The organism is Amycolatopsis sp. TRM77291 (assembly GCF_054166285.1).
Genome location: NZ_JBSZHF010000001.1, coordinates 1738625 through 1757921, shown reverse-complemented (window position 1 = coordinate 1757921; position 19297 = coordinate 1738625). Strand labels below are relative to the sequence as shown.

Sequence of the window (19297 nt, the reverse complement as noted above, 5' to 3'; positions counted from 1 at the left end):
GTGGTTTCCCGGTCCGGGCACGCGAACACGCGCCCGTCAGCTTCAGACGGCTGCCGGGAAAGGAGGAGCGCGATCCCCCAGCGCGAGGCGGTTCGCCGTGCGCGAGGGAGGGGTGACGTCTTCGTGGAGTTCGCTGAGGCGGAGCAGCGTCGTGGACGCCGGACCGTGCGGGACGGTGCCGAAGAGAGGAAGGTCACCGTGACCGTGCACACCCAGGAGGGCGGGTTCGGCGGCGAGCCTGCCCGCGGCGCGCACCGGCGCGACGGCCTTGGAGACCGAAGAGTCGATCGTCGCGTTCGCCCCGCGCGGTTCGTCCGCCGAAGCGGAACCGCCCGAGTGGAGCGCGAAGAGCAGGCCGAGCGCGGTCAGCACGGCGGCGAGCAGCACCGGCACGGCCTGCCCGGCCGTCCTCCGGCTCTCCACCATCATCGACACACTCCCCGCGTCCTCGCCGACACCCTACTGGGATCCGGCCAGCCGCCACAGGCGCGTGATCCCGGCGCGGACGCGGTCCTCCCCCAGTTCCGGCAGCAGCGCCGTCAGATGCTCGGCCGCGAGCGGGGCCAGCAAGGCGTGCGCGGCGTGCTCGGGGTCGGGCGTCCCGTCGAGCAGGAGCGCGACGTGCCGGTGCCAGAACCGGTAGGCGCCGATGCGGTAGCGCGCCCCTGGTGCGGCGGTCTCCGACATCCGCACCAGCGGAAGGTGTTGGAGCACGTAATCGACGTACGCGTCGGCGAAGGCGACGAGCCGTTCGACCGGCGGAGCGCCGGGTCCCAGCGGGGGCGGGCCGTGCAGGATCCCTTCCTGGAGCAGGCGTTCCCGCGCGTCCAGCAGGGCGACGGCCAGCCCCGCCTTGTCCCCGAAGCGGCGGAAGAGCGTGCCCTTGCCCACGCCGGCGGCCGCCGCCACGTGATCCATCGACACCGCTTCGACGCCGTGCTCGGCGAACAGCGCCGCCGCCGCGTCCAGGATCGCGGCCCGATTGCGGGCGGCGTCGGCGCGCTCCTTGGGCGGCGGCGTACGCAGGAGTTCCAGCGAGGTCGCAGAAGCGGACTGCGGTCCGTTATGGTGGTGAGGCACATCCGGACTATAGTCCGATTAACTGGAGGTAGCGAAATGACCGCACTCATCACCCGTGACGAACTGAAGGCCGCGATCGACGCCAAGACCGTGACGGTGGTCGACGCACTGGGTGGCGAGTACTACGCCAAGCAGCATCTGCCCGGCGCCGTTCCCCTGGTTCTCGCCGATGTCGACGCGCACGCCGCGACCGTGCTGCCCGATCGTGGCGCCGCCATCGTCACCTACTGCTCGAACCCCGCCTGCCCGAACAGCGGCCAGGTCGCCGACCGGCTCACCGCCCTCGGCTACACCGACGTCCGCAAGTACCGGGAGGGCATCGAGGACTGGGCGGGCGCGGGACTGCCCCTTGAGTCTCAGCCCTGAGAAAGGACGCGTTCCCGCAGGGCCGGGACCCCGTCGCCGTCGAGTTCGTCGAGGTACGCCGCCCGTCCGGTCATGGCCATGATCAGCGCCAAGGTCGTGCCCGAGACGAGCGGCCCGGCCCCGGTGTCGAAGGGACCATCGGTGGCTCGCAGCCGGAGCCCGCCGATGCGTCCCTTCGCCACCACCACCATGTCCGAGCCCCGGTAGTACCCGGCCAGCGCGGTGAGGACGTCGATCGGGTGATCGCGGCGGATCCCGAGCGGACGGCGGATGTCCTCGCCGTGCACGATCGTCTCGCCGAGCATCGCCATCTTCGGCAAGGGCGGTTTCGTCGTGCTGGTGACGACGCCGCGGAACCGCTCCAGCGTCTCGGCGCCGTCGTCCCCCAGCTGCTCCGCCAGCCGCATGGCGACCTGCTTGTCGAAATCCCACCGGCAGCGGATCACGCCCGCCATCCACCGCAGCGGGGTGAGACTCGCGGCCGAGGTCAGATGCGCGAGCACTTCGCGTACCGTCAGCCCCTCGCAGAGTGACGGCGTCCTCCACCGCTCCTCGGTGAGCTCCGCCAGGTCGTCCGCCAGTGCCGCCCGCTCGGCGTGGATCAGCGGCCAGACCTCGGTCTTCGTTCCTGAATCCGGCATCCGGAGTCCTTCCAGTAGTCGTCGTCGAAGGTGAGACTCACGGCGCGACCCGGAATCATCGGTACCTTGGAGACGATTTCCTCAGTGGACGAGAGAAGGGGACCGATGATCCAGCGCTGGAATCCGGAGACCGTGGCGGCGCCGATCGGCCCGTACAGCCATCTGGTCCGCGTTCCCGCCGATCACGAACTGGTCGTCGTGTCCGGTCAGATCGGCGTCGGACCCGACGGCGAGCTCGCCGGCCCCGACGCCGAATCCCAGACCCGGGCGTTGCTCGCCAACCTCGAGCGGCTCCTCGAAGCGGCGGGCGCCGGACCGGAACATCTGGTCAAGGTGTTCAGCATGCTTTCCGGCACCGAGCACCTCGCCGGGTTCCGCGCCGCGATGCGCGAGACCTTCACCCGCTGGTACCCGGCCGCGGACTGGCCCGCCCAGTCCCTCATCGTGGTGGCGGCGCTGGCGAAGCCCGAACTGGTCGTCGAGGTCGAAGCGCTGATCGCGGTACCGAAGACCGCGTGATCAAAGGCGTAACTCGCGTGCTGGAAGGCGTAACACCGAGTGCTGCCTCCAATCACGCGAGTTACGCGCCTGATCACGCGAGTTACGCCTTTGCGCACGCCGCGCCCGCGCCCCTAGGACTCCCGGCGCCTCCGTCCGGCTAGGAGCAGCAACGCGCCGATGGCCAGCATGCCCAGCGCCAGCACCGTCATCGTCTTCACCGGTGAGCCGGTCACGGCCAGCCCGGGCGGACGCGGGGTCGTCGGCGGCTGCGGGGTCGGCTTCTCCGGCGGCTGCGGCGCCGGAGGCTCGGGCGGCACCCGGGTGTCGGTCCCGCAGTCCGGATTGCCCGAACCCGGCGGGCAGTTGCCGCCGGGAGTGTCCGACGTGACGACGTTGCGGAGGCGGTGGTCACCGGTCGCCGGCTTCCGCACGGTGACGGCGTAGGTCACGGTGGCCTTCTCCCCCGGCTTGAGCTCGCCCTTCCACGTGAGCTTCGGCGCGGAATAGGTGACCACTCCCGTACTGGCCTTCGCCGTGCCGTCGAAGGTGGCGTCGTCGAGCACCTGGGTGAGGTCATCGGTGAACGTCGCGTCGTCCACTGTGGCCTGCCCGGTGTTCTCCACCGTGACGGTGTACGTCACGACCTCGCCCGGTTTCGCCTCCGCCTTGTCGACGGTCTTCTTGATCTTCAGGCTGGACAGCGGCGTCGTCGTCCCGCACTTCGGGTCCTTGCTGCCCGGCGGGCAGTTGCCGCCCGGAGTGTCCGAGGTGATGACGTTGGCCAGCTTGCCGTCGCCGCCGGTCTTGGTCACCTTGACGCTGTACGTGACGGTCGCCGTCTGCCCGATCTCCAGGTCGCCGGTCCAGGTCAGCTTCGGTTCCTCGTAGGTCACCGAACCGATCGTCGCCGCGCCATCCTTCTGGAACACCGCGTCGTCGAGCACCTCGGTGAGGTCGTCGGTGAACGTCGCACCGGTCAGCTTCGTCTTGCCGGTGTTGCGCACGGTCACCGTGTACTTCACGACGTCGCCCGGGTTCGCCGTGGCCTTGTCCGCCTTCTTCTCCAGCGAGATGCCGGGCACCGGGGTGACGGTCGAGCACGCCGGGTCGTCGGACTGCGGCGGGCAGGTGCCCGGGGTGTTGGTGCTGACGGTGTTCCGCAGTTCGTGATCGCCCGTCACGGGGTTCTTCACCTTCACCGAATACTTCAGCGTGGTCGAAGCACCCACCGGGAGATCGCCCGCCCACACCAGGTTCGGCGCGGTGAAGGCGAACGTCCCGGCGACCGGGGCCGCCACGGCGTCGTCGGCGTAGTCGGCGTCGTCGAGCACCTCGGACAGGTCGTCCGTGACCCGTGCGGCGTCCTCGCCGACCAGATCGACCTTGCCGGTGTTGGTGACCGTGACGGTGTAGGTGACGACGTCACCGGGGTTCGCGGTCTGCTTGTCCGACGTCTTCTTGACCGTCAGTTCGCGGGACGGCACGTCCGCGACGCAGTTCGGGTCGGTCGAATCCGGCGGGCAGTTGTTGCCCGGGGTGTCCGAAGTGACCACATTGGACAGTTTCTTGTCACCGGGGTTCGGGTTCTTGATCTTGACCGTGTAGGTCACGGTCGAGGTCTGCCCGATCTCCAGCGTGCCGGTCCACGTCAGCTTCGGCGCCGCGTACGTGACGCCGCCGATCGTCGCCGCGCCGTCGTTCTGGTAGTCGGCGTCGTCCAGGACTTCGGTCATGTCGTCGGTGAAGGTGGCGTTGTCCTGCTTCGTCTGCCCGGTGTTGGTGACGGTGATCGTGTACTTCACCGTGTCGCCGGGGTCGACCGACTTCTTGTCGGCGGTCTTCTTGATGAGCAGCCCGGAGACCGGGGTGGTCGTGCCGCAGTCCGGATCGGTCGAGCCCGGCGGGCAGTTCCCGCCCGGGGTCTCCGAAGTGACCACATTGGACAGTTTCTTGTCGCCGTCGCCCGGCTTCTTCACCTGGACCGAGTAGGTCACCGTGGAGGTGGCGCCGATTTCGAGATCGCCGGTCCACGTCAGCTTCGGTACCGCGTACGACACCTCACCGATCGTCGCCGCGCCGTCGTTCCGGTAGACGGCGTCGTCGAGCACCTGGGTCAGGTCGTCGGTGAAGGTGGCGCCGGTCAGCTTCGTCTGACCGGTGTTCTTGACCGTGACCGTGTACTTCACGACGTCACCGGGGTTCGCCGACTGCTTGTCGACCGTCTTCTTGAGCTCCAGGCCGGAAACCGGGGTTTCCGTGCCGCAGTCCGGATCCGTCGACCCCGGCGGGCAGTTCCCGCCCGGGGTTTCCGACGACACCACGTTCTTGAGCCGGTTGTCACCGGTGTTCGGGTTCTTGACCTTCACCGAGTACGTGACCGTCGACGTGGCATCGACTTCCAGATCACCGGTCCAGGTCAGCTTCGGTACCGCGTACGTGACACCGCCGATCGTCGCGGCACCATCGTTCTGATAGTCCGCGTCATCGAGAACCTGCGTGAGATCGTCGGTGAACGTCGCACCGGAGATCTTCGTCTGGCCCGTGTTCCGCACGGTCACCGTGTACTTCACGACGTCGCCGGGGTTCGCCGACTGCTTGTCGACCGTCTTCTCGATCAGCAGCCCGGAAACCGGCGTCGTCGTGCCGCACTTCGGATCCGTGGAGCCCGGCGGGCAATTCCCACCCGGAGTCTCCGACGTGACGGTGTTGATGAGTTTCTTGTCGCCGGGGGCCGGATTCTTGACCTTCACCGTGTAGGTCACCACCGACGTGGCACCGATTTCGAGATCGCCGGTCCAGGTCAGCTTCGGTGCCGCGTACGACACCTCACCGATCGTCGCGGCACCGTCGTTCTGATAGTCCGCGTCATCGAGAACCTGCGTGAGATCGTCGGTATACGTCGCACCGGTCAGCTTCGTCTGCCCGGTGTTCTTCACCGTGACCGTGTACTTCACGACCTCCCCGGGGTTCGCCGACTGCTTGTCCACGGTCTTCTCGATCAGCAAACCGGAAATCGGCGTCGTCGTGCCACACTTCGGATCCGTCGACCCCGGCGGGCAATTCCCACCCGGAGTCTCCGACGAGACCACGTTCTTCAGCACGTTGTCGCCCGTGTTCGGGTTCTTGACCTTCACGGTGTACGTGACCGTAGAGGTGGCATCGACTTCCAGGTCACCGGTCCACGTCAGCTTCGGCGCCGCGTACGACACCTCACCGATCGTCGCCGCACCGTCATTCTGGTAATCAGCGTCGTCGAGAACCTGGGTCAGGTCGTCGGTGAACGTCGCATCGGTCAGCTTCGTCTGCCCCGTATTCCGCACGGTCACCGTGTACTTCACGACGTCACCCGGGTTCGCGGACTGCTTGTCGACCGACTTCTCGATCAGCAAACCGGAAACCGGCGTCGTGGTCCCGCACTTCGGATCCGTCGAACCCGGTGGGCAGTTACCGCCTGGCGTCTCCGAAGTGACCACATTGGACAGCTTCTTGTCGCCGGGGTTGGGGTTCTTGACCTTCACCGTGTAGGTCACCGTCGACGTGGCACCGACTTCGAGGTCTCCAGTCCAGGTCAGCTTCGGCGCCGCATAGGTGACACCGCCGATCGTCGCCGCACCATCGTTTTGGTAGGTGGCATCGTCGAGAACCTGGGTCAGGTCATCGGTGAACGTCGCATCGGTCAGCTTCGTCTGCCCCGTGTTCCGCACGGTCACCGTGTACTTCACGACGTCGCCGGGGTTCGCCGACTGCTTGTCCACCGACTTCTCGATCAGCAAACCGGAAACCGGCGTCGTCGTGCCACACTTCGGATCCGTCGACCCCGGCGGGCAATTCCCACCTGGAGTCTCCGTCGTCACCACGTTCTTCAGCCGGTTGTCACCCGTGTTCGGGCTCTTGACCTTGACCGTGTAGGTGAACTCCGCGCCGGCCCCCGCCGCGAGCGTTCCCGTCCAGGTCAGCTTCGGCTCCGCGTAGGTCACCGAACCGGGCGAGGCGGTGGCGTCGTTCTGGTAGACCGCGTCGTCCAGCACGCCGGTCAGATCGTCGACGACCTTGAGGTCCGCCGCGGTCACCTTTCCGGTGTTGGCGACGGTGACCTTGTAGCGGACGACGTCACCAGGGTCGGCGGATTCCTTGTCCGCGGTCTTCGTCACCGTGTACGACGGCGGCGGCACCTTCGTCTTCGCGCAGGCGGCGGCGGGATCGTCCGGGCAGCGGTTATCCGGTGGGACGACCGGCGGCGGCCCGATCGGGACGTTCGCGCGGTTCACCAGCTCCTTGCCGATGGCGGCCTCTTCGACCTTCACACGCACCGTCAACGTGGCCGTCTCCCCGACGGCGAGACCGTTCACGGCCCAGTCGATCGGCCCGGTACCGGACGCGGTGCCTTTCGACGGCGTGGAGGACACGTAGGTCGTCCCCGGCGGCAAGGTGTCGCGCACCGTCAGCGCGGGCACCGGGATCACCCCGGTGTTCCGCAGGGTCACCTGGTAGGTCAGGGTGTCGCCCGGGATCGCCTCGGCGAGGTCGACCGTCTTCGTCAGCTGGTATCCGGGCGAGGTGACCGTGTTCCGCACCGTGTTCGACGTGCGTTCCTGCGGCCGTCCGGTGTCCTCGCCGCGGAAGGTCAGCTTGGCGGTGTTGTCGAGTTTGGTGCCGTCCGGCACCGACGCACCGACCTTGACCTTGAAGTCGACCTTCTGCGATTGCTCCGGCCTCAGGTTCCGCAGGTTGCAGGTGACCAGCTGACCGACGGCCGAACAGTTCGGATTGGACCCGGCCACGAACGTGACGCCGTCGGGCAGGGTGTCGGTGAGCACCACGTTCGTCGCGGTGTCGAGGTCGGTGACACTGCCGTCGGCGTGCCGGTTGGCGACGTCGAAGCTGTAGGTGACCTCGCCGCCCTTGGTGACGTAGCCCGGCGGGTTGTCGTCGGTGTTGCCGACCGGGTCGTTGGCCTTGGTGATCTGGAGGTCGGGTTCGAGCGCGTCGGTGACGAGCCAGATCGTCTGCGGGTACAGCGCGTCGCCGACGGTGCCGATCTTCACCTGGAGCGCGGTGGTCCCGGCGGGGACCTTGCCGGTGATGTCGATGCTGCGGGAGTCGTAGCCGACGTTGTTCACCGGGTTGGGCACGCGCGAAGTGACATTGGTGCCCGAACCGGTGGCCGTGACGCGGTCGATGCGGCTGCTGAACGCGTTGTTGGTCGCCACGCCGCCCGGCGCGGGCATGGCGATGGTCTGGAGACTGGACGCGTCCGGGCCGACCTGGAGGTAGTCGCCGGTGATGGGCGCGTCACCGTCACCCGCGACGATGCCGAGTTCGACGTTGGGCTGACGCGAGGTCGGCGCCTTGATCCCGCTCAGCGCGATGGTCGCCGAGCTCGGCGTGGTACCGCCGGCCACCCGCTGCAGACCGTCCCACACCTGCAGGTAGCGCAGCGGCTCGCTGGGCAGTTCGTAGGCGACCACCAGCGACCAGCCGCCCCAGCAGCCGAGGTTCGTCCCGCTGATCGACTGGCCCTGGCAGGCCTGGATGTCGGCCACCGTGTACTGCCCGGCGCCGGCGCTCTCCACGAGAGACGTGACGTCGGCGGCGCCACCGTAGGCGTACAGGGTCGGGAACCCGCCCGTGGTGGTCGCGGGGAACCAGTCGTAGGTTTCGGCGGTGATCCGCTGGTAGGTCCCGGAACCCGGGGCCTTCACGGAGACCTGGTTGCCGCGGTTGCCGTCGCCGGAGGTCCCGCTGCTGGCGACCGGGTTGAACTGCCAGTACAGGCGGGCGTTGAGTACCTTCGCGCCGGCCGGGACGTTCAAGCTCGCCGCGGACGCCGTGTTTCCGGGCGCGGCCGGGTCGGTCTTGATCCACGACACCGGGCTCGCGTTGCTCGCGGACTCGTTGCAGACCACGCCGACGCCGCACTGCACGACGGAGTTGGCAGCCATCGTGATACCGCCGTGCGCCAGCCCGGAGTACACCGGTTCCGGCCCGATCGGCCGTTCGGTACCCGCTCCGCGCGGCTGGATCTGGGCGTTCGCGGGCAGCGGTGCACCCATCAGCAAAACCACGAGCGCCACCGTGAGCACCGCGATGCCCCGGCGCCACCGATTCCGCCCCCGACGTTCCGCCATGCCGCCTCCGCCTCACCTCTCGCTCCCGTCGGCCCAGGTCAGGACAGCGGGGACAGCGAGCCCAAGTCGTGGTCATCCTGGAGCGGCTTGATCGTCGAGGGCAACCGGGACCACCGGTGTCGCCTGGATAAAACCCGTTGAGTGGCCGCGAAACCCCCGGACGGGTGATGAATTCACTGTCCACAACGGACGAGGCCGGTAGTGGCGTTTTCGCCCGGAAAATGGCATCGTCGAACACGTGATCGATATTCCTTATCGCGGCTCCGGCCCTTATTGCTACGCCCATTCCCTCGCGATGATGCTCAGCTCCGAGGCGCCGGGAGCCGACGTGCTCGAAACCGTGACCGGCAGCCCCTTCGGCATGCAGCTGATCGGTGGTTCGCTGCCGTTCTTCGACGCCTTCGGCTGGGATCCCGATCTCGGTATCGGCGAGGCCCTCGAAGTCCTCGGCTGGCGCGCGGAGACGGCGAGCGAGCCGGATCCGGACGTCGCGTTCGCCCGGCTCGTCGAAAGCCTCGCCGACGGCCCGGTGCTGCTCGGTCCGGTCGAGATGGGGCATTTGCGGCACCAGCCGGGTATGACCGGCCCGATCGGCGCCGACCATTTCCTGGTCGCGCTCGCCGCGGACGACGAATCCGTCACCGCCCACGACCCGCAGGGTTACCCGTACGCGCGGATCCCCCGAGCGGATTTCGCCGCCGCTTGGCGCGCCGAAACGGTCGCGTACGGCAAACCTCACACGATGCGGACGAAGTTCGTGCGGCACACCGTCGTCGAGGACGAGTCCGCGATCGTGGCGTCCCTTCCCAGGGCGATCAGGCGGCTCAGCGGGCAGGACGACACCGGCGTCCCGCCCGGCACGCTCGGCAACGGCGACGCGGCGCTCGCGCTCGCCGCGCGGATCGGCGACGGTCGCGACCCGGAACTGCGCGGGCTGCTCGTCCATTTCGTGGTCCGCCTCGGTGCCCGGCGGACGGCCGACGCCGCGGCGTGCCTGCGCCGGATCGGCCGCGACGAGGCCGCCGCCGTCCTCACCACGCAGGCCAGGCTGATCGGCTCGTTGCAGTACGACCTCGTCGTCGAGGACGACGCACGCGCCGCCGCGACCCTCCGGACGCTCGCCCCGACCTACGAAGAGCTCAGGCGGACGCTCGCGTCAACCTGAGGATTTCGCGGCCGATCACGCCGGGTTCGGTCACCGGGATGTAGTGGCCGGAACGCTCCGCGATGACGTGCCTGCCGCCAGGCGAGAGGGCCACCCGATGGGCGTGTGAGGCGTTCGCCTGAGCCCTCATCGCGGCGGAAAACCCGCTTCCGCCGAGGCCGCCGGACACCACGGTGACCGGGATGTTGCCGAGCACAGGCGGATCCTGCCGCCAGAGGGCCAGTTCGTCGAGGAAGGTGCGGGCCTGTTCCCGCTGGGTCGACACCGTCCCGACGGTGAACGCCTCCCGTTCGAGGTCGCGGCGGACGTCGTCCGGGATCCCCTTCAGCAGGCCGCGGAAAAGGAACTTGAGCAGGCCCAGCCGCGCGAGCACGGCGCCGAGCCGGAGCACGACGCGTTCACCGGTGCGGAAGACGCGGCCGAAGAGGACGTCCGCGGCTTCGTCGGTCGGATCGACCAGCACCAGCCCGGCGATCCGCTCCGGGCGGCGGGCCGCGGCCTGCCGCACGATCGGCCCGCCGGCGCTGTGCCCGGCGAGGACGTACTGCCCCTGGCCGAAATGGTCGAGGACGTCGTTGAGGTCGTCGGCCATCCGGCGCAGGGTGCGTCCGCCGGGGTCGGGGGCGCTGCGGCCGAGCCCGGACCGGTCGTACACGATCGCGCGGGCGTGCCGGGCGACCTCCGGCTGGACCGCCGCCCAGGACGAGCGGGCGGCGGCGGCTCCCGCTTCGAACACGACCGCCGGCCCGGTGAAACCCTCCGGCCCGGGGTGCACCATCGCGTGGAGCCGTCTGCCGTCGCGGGTGACGACCCACTCCACGGCACCTTGAGTGTGGGTCATCTCGCGGTGATCCTCCAGCCGGTGGCGTCGATCTGCCGCCGCCAGAACTCGGCGAAACGTCCTTTCCTGGCAAGGAGTTCTTCGACGGTGCCGTCCTCGGCGATCCGCCCGTCCTCCAGGAAGAGCACCCGGTCCGCGTGCCGGATCCCGGCGATCCGGTGGGTGACGATCACCCGCGTCCTCGGCACGGGGTCGGCGCTGAGCGAGCGGACCACGGCGTCCTCGTTCTCGGTGTCCAGCGCGCTGGTGGCCTCGTCGACCAGCAGCACGGGCGCCGGTTTGAGCAACGCGCGGGCGATGGACACCCGCTGCCGCTCACCGTCGCGGTCACCCCCAGCCGGACCGCGACCGCCTTGACACTGAGCCGGCGCATCCCCAGCTCACGACCGGCACGCAGGATGTCGTCCCGCGCGATCGTCGCCGGACGGCCACCGATCTTCGGCATCTCGCCCCCTTTGGAAAGTTATAGGGGGAAACTAAGGGTGGCTTAGTTAGCGTCAAGGCATGGTTCGGCCGGTGGCCGGAAGCTGCCAAGGGGTTGCCGGACCAGGGCGGGGTGTGTTGCGAAAGCCACTTTCGCAACGTTGAAGGTTGCGAAAGTGGCTTTCGCAACNACCACGCCCTACACTCGGCCTCCTCACACCAGCACAAGCACTCGACAAAGCACTACTTGCAACAACCAGTTGAAACCGCCCCACTTTCGCGACCTCTGATGTCCCGAAAGTGGCTTTCGCGACACGCCCCTGCGAACGGACACCGGCGGGACCGCCGAAGCGGCCCCGCCGGTGCTTCCCTCCCCGCCCTGCCGGCGAGCCTCAGTGGGTTCAGAACGTGATGGCGAACCCGTCGATCGAGCCGGTGTCGAACCGGTAGACGTCCTGCGCGCTCAGCTTCCAGGTGCCGTTGGCCGCCTCACCGGAGGCGTCGACCGTGTAGGTCTGGTGCACACCGTCGGCCGATCCGACGCCGCCGGAGTCCTTGAGCCGGTAGGCCTTGCCGCTCGGCCCGATCAGGTCGAGCACGAGGTCCGCGGTGTAGGTGTGCGAGACGTCCACCTTCACCGGCAGCGACGCGGAAGCCCTGCCGTCGCAGCCCTCCTGGGTCACCGAGCTGGTCACCGCCGCCCCGGCGTCCGGAATGGACACCGGCGTGGTGTTCGACTTGACCCCGCATTGCGGGCCGGGGCCACCGCTGCCGATCGAAGAGACGTTCAGCAGCTTGTTCGGCGAGCCGCTGCCGGCGTTCTTGATGACGCCCGCGGTCGCGCCGTTCACCAGCGCGTCCCGCACTTGCTGCGGAGTGGCGCCCGGGTTGGCCGACAGGTACAGCGCGGCCGCGCCGACGACATGCGGTGTCGCCATGGACGTCCCGCTCATCCCCGCGGTTCCGCCGTTGCTCGGGCTCAGCGACGTGATGTTCGTGCCGGGCGCGAAGATGTCGGTGCAGCTCCCGTAGTTGGAGAACGAGGACCGGTTGTCCGAGGAATCCGAGGCGTTGACCGTGATCGCCTCGGGCACCCGGGCCGGGCTGGTGTTGCAGGCGTCGGTGGAGGCGTTGCCCGCCGCCACGCCGTAGACGACGCCCGACGCGATCGACCGCTTCACCGCGTCGTCCCCCACCCCGGGGGCGTCCATGGTCAGGCTCATGTTCGCCACGGCGGGCTTCCGCGCGTTGGCCGTCACCCAGTCGACGGCGTCGATGATGCCCGAGTCCGGCCCGGAGTTGTTGCAGCCCAGCACCTTCAGCCCGACGATCTTGACCTTCTTCGCGACGCCGTAGGTCTTGCTGCCGATCGTGCCCGCCGTGTGACTGCCGTGCCCGTGGCAGTCTTTCCCGTCACCGCCCATGAAATCCTTGCCAAGGCTGGCGCGGCCTTCGTACTCCGGGTTGGACGGGTTGATGCCACTGTCGAGGTCGTACGCGGTGACACCCGCGCCCTCGTTGGGGTAGGTGTAGGCCTTGTCGAGCGGAAGGTTCTTCTGGTCGACCCGGTCCAGGCCCCACGTCGGGTTCGGCTGGGTGCCGGTGCCGCGCGCGGTGCCGTCCTCGTACACCGCCTTGACCGACGGGTCGGCGGCCAGCTTCCGTGCTTCCTTGGGTGTCATGCTCTTGGCCGAGAAGCCGCGTACGGCCGACGTCCAGACCGAACGCACCTCGCCGCCGTACCGCTTCGCCAGATCGGCCGACGCCGACTGCCCCGCGGCGGCGACGTCATGGAGAACGACGATGTACTGGTCGCCGTAGTGCTCCTTGGCCGGGATCACGACGCCTTCGGCCTCGGCGGCGACGGCCGTCCCGGCCCCGAGCGCGAGCAGCGGGCTCAGCAGGCCGAGCGCCAGCAGGGTTTTCGTCTTGTCACGCATGGGAAGTCCCCTCTGTTTCGACGAAGATCACTGGACGGTGAGGGTGTACGTGGTGGTCGCGGTCTTGCCGCCGCCGTCCTTGGCGGTCACCGTGACCGGATACGTGCCCGGCTGGAACGGCGCGAAGACCTGCATGGTCGAACTGCCGCCGCTCGACACGCTCTGCGGCGAGAAGAACGGGTTGATCGGCAACCCGGATCCGCTGGCGGACAGCGTGATCGAGCCGGTTCCGCCGGTCGCGGTGACGGTCGCGCTCACCAGTGAACCCGCGCGTCCGGATCCCGAAGACGGGTTCACGGTCACTTTCAGATCGCCGGCGGGAGGTTCGCCGGCGCCGACGGTGAGCGACAGGCCCGCGGTGGCCGTTTCGGTGGTTCCCTTTCCGGAAATCGTGACCTGGTAAGCCTTTTCCGGAGTGCCGGATGCGGTCTCGATGGTCAGTTTCGCCACCTCGCCCGCCTTGATCGTGGCGGGCTGGAACGTGGCTTTGGCCCCCTCGGGCAGGCCCGACGCCGACAGCGTGATGTTTTCGGCACCGTTCTTGCCCGGCTTGCTCGTGACACTCGCCGACACGTACTTGCCCGGCTGTACCTTCACGGACGAAGGCGAAGCCGCGAGGGTGAAGACGTCGCCCGGCTGTTCGCCGCCGATCTGCTGGGCGACCCAGTCCCCCATCTCGTTGTTGAGCCTGCTGTAGACGCTGTACCAGCGGAAGTCGCTGCGGCTCCACGAAGCGACGCCGACGACCTTCCCGTCGACGACGAACGGGCCGCCGCTGTCACCGGGGAGGATGGTCTTGCGGCCGTCGGAGTAGCCGGCGCAGATCATCGTCTTCGGGTCGACGCCGTTCTCCACGCCGGTGCACTGGCTCGCGTTCACGATCGGCAGGGTCAGCTTGTGCAGCGTGACGTCCTGAGTGGAGTCGTTGATGTCCTTCTTGCCGTAGCCGAGGCTGAACCCGTCCTTGCCAGGCGTCTCCAGACCGGTGTCCGCGGAGGTGGCGACCTTCGCGTAGCCGCCGGGCGGGACCGGGATGTCGCCGTCGACGGTGATCACCGCGACGTCGTAGCCGTACCAGGGCTGGGTGAACTCGGGATGGATCTTGTAGTCGACGGCCTTCAGCTGGGTGCCGCCCGCGCTCTTCAGGTCGTCCAGTCCGTAAAGGACACTCTTCTCGCCTGCCAATTCCCTGCAGTGGGCCGCGACCAGCACCTTCCGCGGCGCGATGACGGAGCCGGAGCAGCTCTGCCCCTTCGGCCGCGAACCGCCTTCCCGCAGCGCGGCGATGACGTACGGGTAGTCCTTCACCGACGCGGGCGAGCCACCGATGCTCTGGCCGTGGACGCCACCGGTCGGCAAGGGTGCGGCGTCGGTCGGGGTGATGGCGCCAAGGGGGTCCGACGGCGCCGCACCAGCTAGACCCGCCGCCGGCGCCAGCGCGGCCAAGGTCAGGGCGACCACGCCCAAGATCCGTTTTCTGCTCACGGTGATTCCTTTCGAGGAAAGCGCGACTGCCCGACAACTGTCGATCGGCGGCGAAAACGGAACAATAGTGGAATACGGCGATCGCCCCACTATTTAAAGAAACCACCCCTGACCAGCGGTTTCTTAAGCCTTACCCAGCGAACGGACGAATACGTGCCCTTAGGGAATGTCGCTGAGCAGATCAGCGGTCAGGACGGTGCGCGAAGGCAGCCCCAATTTCCGGAGCGCCCGTCCGACGTGGATTTCGACCGTCCTCGGCGACAGGAACAGCCGCTCGCCGATCTCCCGGTTCGTGAGGTTCTGGGCCGCGAGCCTGGCGACTTCGAGTTCCCTCGGGGACAACGCTTCGCCGTACCCCTTGCGGCCACGCCGGGGCATCTCCGGATCGCATCGCCGCAGCGACCGGCGGCAGCGGAGCGCGTCCACGGCGGCGCCGAGACCCGCGTACGTCGTCTCCGCGGTGGTGAAGGAGGCCACGGCGCGCTCCTGTGCTCCGGCTTCGGAGAAGCAACCGGCCGCGAGTTCGTCGGCGTATGCGGCGAAATACGGGAGCGGTAGCGCGCTGTAGGCCTGTGCGGCTCCGAGCAGCAGCTCCGCGGCGGGAAGCGTTTCGCCGCGCGCCTGGGTGAGCATGCCCCGGCACAGCAGCGCCGACGCGTTCGCGACCGGGGCGTCTTTGCCGTCGATGCCCTGCCGGTACTCGGCGAGCAGTTCCCGCGCCTCGACGTGCTGCCCGAGCCCGAGCATCGTGCGCACGGCGAACGGCATCAGCTCGGCCGCCCAGACCCAGTTGTTCTTGCGGCGCACGGTCTCCAGGCCGAACTCGGCCAGGCGCCGGGCCGCTTGCAGATCCTTGCCCGCCTGATGGACCGCGACGCGGCCCGCGTACGCCGAAGCCTGCACCGGCACACTGCCCGCGGAAAGCGCGAACGCCGCGTCGAAACTACGCAGGGCCGCCGTCGGCCGGTGCTGCCCGTACTCGTACCAGCCGAGCACGAGCAACGGCTCGGCCGCCAGCGAACCGTCCTTGTCGACCCGCGTCAGCATCGCGCGCGCCTTCTCCGCGACACTCGCCCACTCCCCCATCGCGAGATCCAGGCGCAGTTCCGTGCCGTCGGCGAGCGCGTCGAGATAGGGCTGATGGTCGTCGCGGATCAGCCGCCGCGCCGTCGTGAGGTAGGCCCGCGCCACCGGGTAGTGCCCGTTCCACGCCACCGCGTCGGCCAGGTTGATGTAGGTGCGGGCCACCTGGCGGCAGACCTCCGCCGACTCCGGTGCCCTCGGCAGATCCGCGATCTCCTGCCAGGCGGCCGGATCGGCGATCTGCATACGCGCCGAAAGCCGGTTCGCGGTGATCGCGGCGAGCAATCCGGCGTCGTGCTCCCCCTTGCTGACCTGTTCGGCCTCGGCGAGCCAGCGGAGGTTCTCCTCCACCGGGACGGTGCCGATATGCGGCAGCGCCAGGGTGACCAGCCCTCTGGCGAGCAGCGCCTGCCGCCTGCCGAGATCGGCCGCGCCCAGTTCGATCTCGAGCCTGCCCGCCTCGACCTTGCCGACCTGGTTGATCAGCACCTGCCCGAGGTGGACGCGGATCTCGCCCCGCGCGGCCTTGCTCAGCGGCCATTCGCGCAGGATCTCGCGCAGCAGCCGGACCGTGCCGGCGTGCGCGATACTGCGCGGCAGTTCCCTGCCGAGCCGGACGGCGAACGATTCGCGCGCGGTCCGCGGGAGATCCGTGTCCCGCAAGGCCGCTTCGAGCAGGCGGCTCGCTTCCTCGGTGCGGCCGTCTTCGATGGCGTTGTCGACCGCGACGCCGGTCCACTGTGTCCACGCGGCGATGTCGCCGGCCAGCCGCGCGTGACGGGCGATGAGGGACGCGAAAGGTTCGGCGCTCGCGGCGAGCCGGGCGGCGGCTCGTCCGTGCATCGCGCATCGCTGAGGTCCGGCAAGCAACGCGTAGACCGCTTCGGCGATCAGCGGGCTCCCCGAGACGTAGCGGCTGCGGCCGAGGTCCCGCAGCAGCCCCGCCTCCACCGCTTCGGTGATCGCACCGGAGACCTCCGCGGACGCGCCTGCGACCGCGCCCAGATCCTGTTCCCCCGCGGGCGATCCCAGTACCGCCGCCGCGCGGACGACGTCCTGTGCGGCCGGGCCGATCGCCGCCATCAGCTCGGAAACCCGGCTCCGCACGGCAGGCGGCACGGTCGCCGAGGCCAGCTTGTCCGCCGAAAGGGATTCGGCCGTGTCGCCGACGCTCTGGACCAACGCCGTCAGGTCGACGGCGATCCCGGACGTGCGCCGGTGCGCCGCTTCGGCGACATCCGGTGCGCAGCGGCCGAAAGACGCGTCCAGCAGCGTCCGCACCTGGGCGGCGGTGAACGCCGGGAGCGAGAGTTGCGCGGCGGTCTCGCGCGGCGCCGGGAATCGCCGCGGCCCGCACGCCGCCGTACTCACCACCACGCTCAGCCCCGCGGCCGGGGACGCCGCGAGCCCGCGCACGAACTCCCTCGTGTCGTCGTCCGCGCAGTGGACGTCGTCGAGCACCAGTACCGCCGGACCGCAGCCGGCCAGCACTTCGCGCACGGCTCGGAACTCCTGCTGCCGGACGGTCTCGGCGTCCGCGTTCTCCGGGAACGGCGGCAGCCACGGGGACCATTCGGGGATCAGCCGCCGGAGGACCCCGGTCACCGGTGAGAAGCCCGCCGCGTGGGCGGCGGCCATCGCGCTCCTGGCGAGCAGCGCGTCGACCAACGGCGCCAGCCGGCACGGCCGCGCGAACGAACCGCACCGGGCGGACCAGACCACGCGCGTCGCGATCCCGGGATGGGCGGCCAGTTCTTCGAGCAGCCGGCTCCGGCCCACCCCCGGCTCGCCCTCGACGACGGCGACCGACGGCGGGCGCGTGGCGACGCGCACCAGTTCGGCCAATTCGGCGTCGCGGGCCACGAACACCGGTGCCGTACCGATCGTCGGCATGCCCGGGACCATACCGAGAGGACACCCGCCGAAAGGCGGGAACACGAACAGTGACCAAGAGCCGCGCGCTTTCCGCTGGTCCACACCACCGGAGTCACGACCTCACCGCACCGTTAACTCGAACGGTCGACGCCGACCTGCGGTGACACCGGCCCCCGCCGCGGCAATACGGACCCTTAGGTATTGCCGCGAACCTTGCCACGAGACCACCGGAGGGTGAATCTCAGACTGTTCGCAGTGCCCCTCTGTCACTTCGCCACAGCGCAGACCCCCTGCTCGCGCCGGTCGGCCACTCGTTCGGGTAGCCGGAGTCCCCACCTGATCCCTTACGGGTAGCCGCCCGCGCGTGCTTCGCGTTCGATCATCCAGTTAGGAGTGTTCCGACGATGAAGATCTCGTTCAGGCGCGGGCTGGCCACGGCCTGCGCCGGTGTCGCCGCGCTGGTCGCCCTGCAGGCGCCCGCCACCGCGGCACCCGCCATCACGGCGGCCACCACGATCCCGATCAGGATGCAGGCACAGGAGAAGAGCAACTGGTGCTGGGACGCCAGTGGCAACACGATCGCCGCGTGGTGGGGGCATTCCCTCACCCAGACGAAGTTCTGCCAGATCGCGCACAACGAGTCCGGAACGGACTGCGCGAACAACCAGGGCTACCTGAGCGATCAGCAGCGGGTGTTCCGCTGGCTGGGGTTCAGCAACGTCGGTACCTACAGCTCGTCCGGCCAGACGCTGAGCTTCGCCTCCATCAAGGGCCAGGTCGACGTGCGGCAGCCGATCGGCACCCGGATCGGCTGGCGTAACGGTGGCGGCCACATGCACGTGCTCTACGGCTACGACAACACGAACGGCGCGACGACGGTGTACTACGGCGACCCGTGGGGTTCGAGCCCCCGCTACAACCAGATGAGCTACAACGCCTACCGGTCCAACAACTCGTTCACCTGGACCCACACCGTCTACGGGATCAAGGACTGAAACCATGAAGCGAACCTTCCTCGGCGCCACGATCCTCGCTCTCGGACTGTCACTGGCACTCGGCGGCCAGGCCTCCGCCGCCGACGCCCCCAGCGGCGCGCCCACCGCCGCCGACCTCGCCGCGGTGTCCACAGTGGTCACCAGTGACGCGACCACCCAGCGGCTCGCCAAAGCGCAGTTCCCGGGCGCCGCCAAGGCGGACACGGCGATCGCGGCCAGGACCGCCAAGGCCGATCCGCGGACACCGGTGGCGGTGTACCAGCCGACCGCCGCCTTCATCGCCGGTACTTCCTCGGTCCCGGCCGAGCTCGCCTACGTCGCCACTCCCGCCACCCTGGGCAACGGCGATGCCGCCACCGTGTGGTCGCAGCGCGAAGGCACGGGCTGGTCGGTCTACAACGTCGCCTCGGGTGACGTCGAAAAGCGCCTCGCGGCGCGGGTCGGCAAGGGCTACCTCCTGAGCGAACCTCAGGCGGGCGCCTGGTACGCCGTCGACGGGGACACCGTGACCGTCCTCGACGGCTCGTCGGTGGCGAAGACCGGCGAGACGATGACGCTCGCCGCGTACCGCGAAGCCCTGCAGAGCCGCTACGGCGACAAGCTGCCCGGCTCGACCTACGACCGCACCGGTGCCGCCGGCGGTTACGGTTCCGCCCCGGTGGGCGACAACGAGGTTCCGTGGTGGCCGTACGCGCTCGGCGCGGTCTTCCTCGCCGCCGCGGGCGCAGCTGTCACGCTGCGGCTTCGCAAGCAGTAAGCGTCAAGGGTGCCGGG

Annotated in this window: 14 protein-coding genes; 5 read left to right on the top strand and 9 right to left on the bottom strand. The window is 69.1% G+C overall.

What is annotated here, in order from left to right; translation table 11 throughout:
- Nucleotides 1–42 precede the first annotated feature (42 nt).
- A complete protein-coding gene (locus tag ACXIZN_RS08350; protein WP_457953398.1) occupies nt 43–429 on the bottom strand; it encodes a hypothetical protein in 387 nt (128 codons plus the stop codon).
- A gap of 30 nt (nt 430–459) precedes the next feature.
- Entirely contained in the window at nt 460–1035 is a 576-nt protein-coding gene (locus ACXIZN_RS08345) for a TetR/AcrR family transcriptional regulator (protein ID WP_457960481.1), read from the bottom strand.
- Nucleotides 1036–1116: 81 nt separating this feature from the next.
- Here ACXIZN_RS08345 and ACXIZN_RS08340 point away from each other — a divergent pair, with 81 nt between their 5' ends.
- A complete protein-coding gene (locus ACXIZN_RS08340; RefSeq protein ID WP_457953396.1) occupies nt 1117–1446 on the top strand; it encodes a rhodanese-like domain-containing protein in 330 nt (109 codons plus the stop codon).
- On the opposite strand, the gene ACXIZN_RS08335 is transcribed toward ACXIZN_RS08340, so the two are convergent.
- A complete protein-coding gene (locus ACXIZN_RS08335) occupies nt 1437–2087 on the bottom strand; it encodes a maleylpyruvate isomerase family mycothiol-dependent enzyme (RefSeq protein ID WP_457953394.1) in 651 nt (216 codons plus the stop codon). The genes ACXIZN_RS08340 and ACXIZN_RS08335 overlap by 10 nt on opposite strands.
- A gap of 105 nt (nt 2088–2192) precedes the next feature.
- On the opposite strand from ACXIZN_RS08335, the gene ACXIZN_RS08330 reads away from it, so the two are divergent.
- Nucleotides 2193–2606 carry a RidA family protein gene (locus ACXIZN_RS08330; RefSeq protein WP_457960479.1) on the top strand — a complete coding sequence of 138 codons (414 nt, stop codon included), beginning with the start codon at nt 2193–2195 and terminating at the stop codon, nt 2604–2606.
- A gap of 113 nt (nt 2607–2719) precedes the next feature.
- Here ACXIZN_RS08330 and ACXIZN_RS08325 read toward each other — a convergent pair whose 3' ends face one another.
- A complete protein-coding gene (locus ACXIZN_RS08325; protein WP_457953393.1) occupies nt 2720–8716 on the bottom strand; it encodes a DUF7927 domain-containing protein in 5997 nt (1998 codons plus the stop codon).
- A gap of 238 nt (nt 8717–8954) precedes the next feature.
- Between ACXIZN_RS08325 and ACXIZN_RS08320 the strand changes: the two genes are divergently transcribed.
- A complete protein-coding gene (locus ACXIZN_RS08320; RefSeq protein ID WP_457953391.1) occupies nt 8955–9881 on the top strand; it encodes a hypothetical protein in 927 nt (308 codons plus the stop codon).
- On the opposite strand, the gene ACXIZN_RS08315 is transcribed toward ACXIZN_RS08320, so the two are convergent.
- The 5 genes from ACXIZN_RS08315 to ACXIZN_RS08295 form a co-directional block, all read right to left on the bottom strand.
- Complete coding sequence (locus tag ACXIZN_RS08315) at nt 9856–10722, bottom strand: alpha/beta fold hydrolase (protein WP_457953389.1); 867 nt, start codon at nt 10720–10722, stop codon at nt 9856–9858. The genes ACXIZN_RS08320 and ACXIZN_RS08315 overlap by 26 nt on opposite strands.
- Entirely contained in the window at nt 10719–11027 is a 309-nt protein-coding gene (locus ACXIZN_RS08310; protein WP_457953387.1) for a hypothetical protein, read from the bottom strand. Before ACXIZN_RS08310 ends, ACXIZN_RS08315 begins: the two co-directional genes overlap by 4 nt.
- Before the next feature lie 519 nt (nt 11028–11546).
- A complete protein-coding gene (locus ACXIZN_RS08305) occupies nt 11547–13085 on the bottom strand; it encodes a S8 family serine peptidase (protein WP_457953384.1) in 1539 nt (512 codons plus the stop codon).
- 27 nt (nt 13086–13112) lie between these two features.
- Entirely contained in the window at nt 13113–14570 is a 1458-nt protein-coding gene (locus ACXIZN_RS08300) for a trypsin-like serine protease (protein WP_457953378.1), read from the bottom strand.
- A gap of 159 nt (nt 14571–14729) precedes the next feature.
- Nucleotides 14730–17546, bottom strand: a complete 2817-nt coding sequence (locus tag ACXIZN_RS08295) for a LuxR C-terminal-related transcriptional regulator (protein ID WP_457953376.1) — start codon at nt 17544–17546, stop codon at nt 14730–14732.
- Between the two features lie 386 nt (nt 17547–17932).
- On the opposite strand from ACXIZN_RS08295, the gene ACXIZN_RS08290 reads away from it, so the two are divergent.
- Together ACXIZN_RS08290 and ACXIZN_RS08285 are read left to right on the top strand one after the other, a co-directional pair.
- Nucleotides 17933–18523, top strand: a complete 591-nt coding sequence (locus ACXIZN_RS08290) for a papain-like cysteine protease family protein (protein WP_457953375.1) — start codon at nt 17933–17935, stop codon at nt 18521–18523.
- A 4-nt stretch (nt 18524–18527) separates the two neighbouring features.
- A complete protein-coding gene (locus ACXIZN_RS08285) occupies nt 18528–19280 on the top strand; it encodes a hypothetical protein (protein WP_457953373.1) in 753 nt (250 codons plus the stop codon).
- The last annotated feature ends 17 nt before the right edge of the window (nt 19281–19297 follow it).

Bases quoted from the DNA above. Each gene is read 5' to 3' on its own strand.
- ACXIZN_RS08350 (WP_457953398.1), bottom strand. From the start codon at position 429: ATGATGGTGGAGAGCCGGAGGACGGCCGGGCAGGCCGTGCCGGTGCTG.
- ACXIZN_RS08340 (WP_457953396.1), top strand. From the start codon at position 1,117: ATGACCGCACTCATCACCCGTGACGAACTGAAGGCCGCGATCGACGCC.
- ACXIZN_RS08335 (WP_457953394.1), bottom strand. From the start codon at position 2,087: ATGCCGGATTCAGGAACGAAGACCGAGGTCTGGCCGCTGATCCACGCC.
- ACXIZN_RS08330 (WP_457960479.1), top strand. From the start codon at position 2,193: ATGATCCAGCGCTGGAATCCGGAGACCGTGGCGGCGCCGATCGGCCCG.
- ACXIZN_RS08325 (WP_457953393.1), bottom strand. From the start codon at position 8,716: ATGGCGGAACGTCGGGGGCGGAATCGGTGGCGCCGGGGCATCGCGGTG.
- ACXIZN_RS08315 (WP_457953389.1), bottom strand. From the start codon at position 10,722: ATGACCCACACTCAAGGTGCCGTGGAGTGGGTCGTCACCCGCGACGGC.
- ACXIZN_RS08305 (WP_457953384.1), bottom strand. From the start codon at position 13,085: ATGCGTGACAAGACGAAAACCCTGCTGGCGCTCGGCCTGCTGAGCCCG.
- ACXIZN_RS08295 (WP_457953376.1), bottom strand. From the start codon at position 17,546: ATGCCGACGATCGGTACGGCACCGGTGTTCGTGGCCCGCGACGCCGAA.
- ACXIZN_RS08290 (WP_457953375.1), top strand. From the start codon at position 17,933: ATGAAGATCTCGTTCAGGCGCGGGCTGGCCACGGCCTGCGCCGGTGTC.
- ACXIZN_RS08285 (WP_457953373.1), top strand. From the start codon at position 18,528: ATGAAGCGAACCTTCCTCGGCGCCACGATCCTCGCTCTCGGACTGTCA.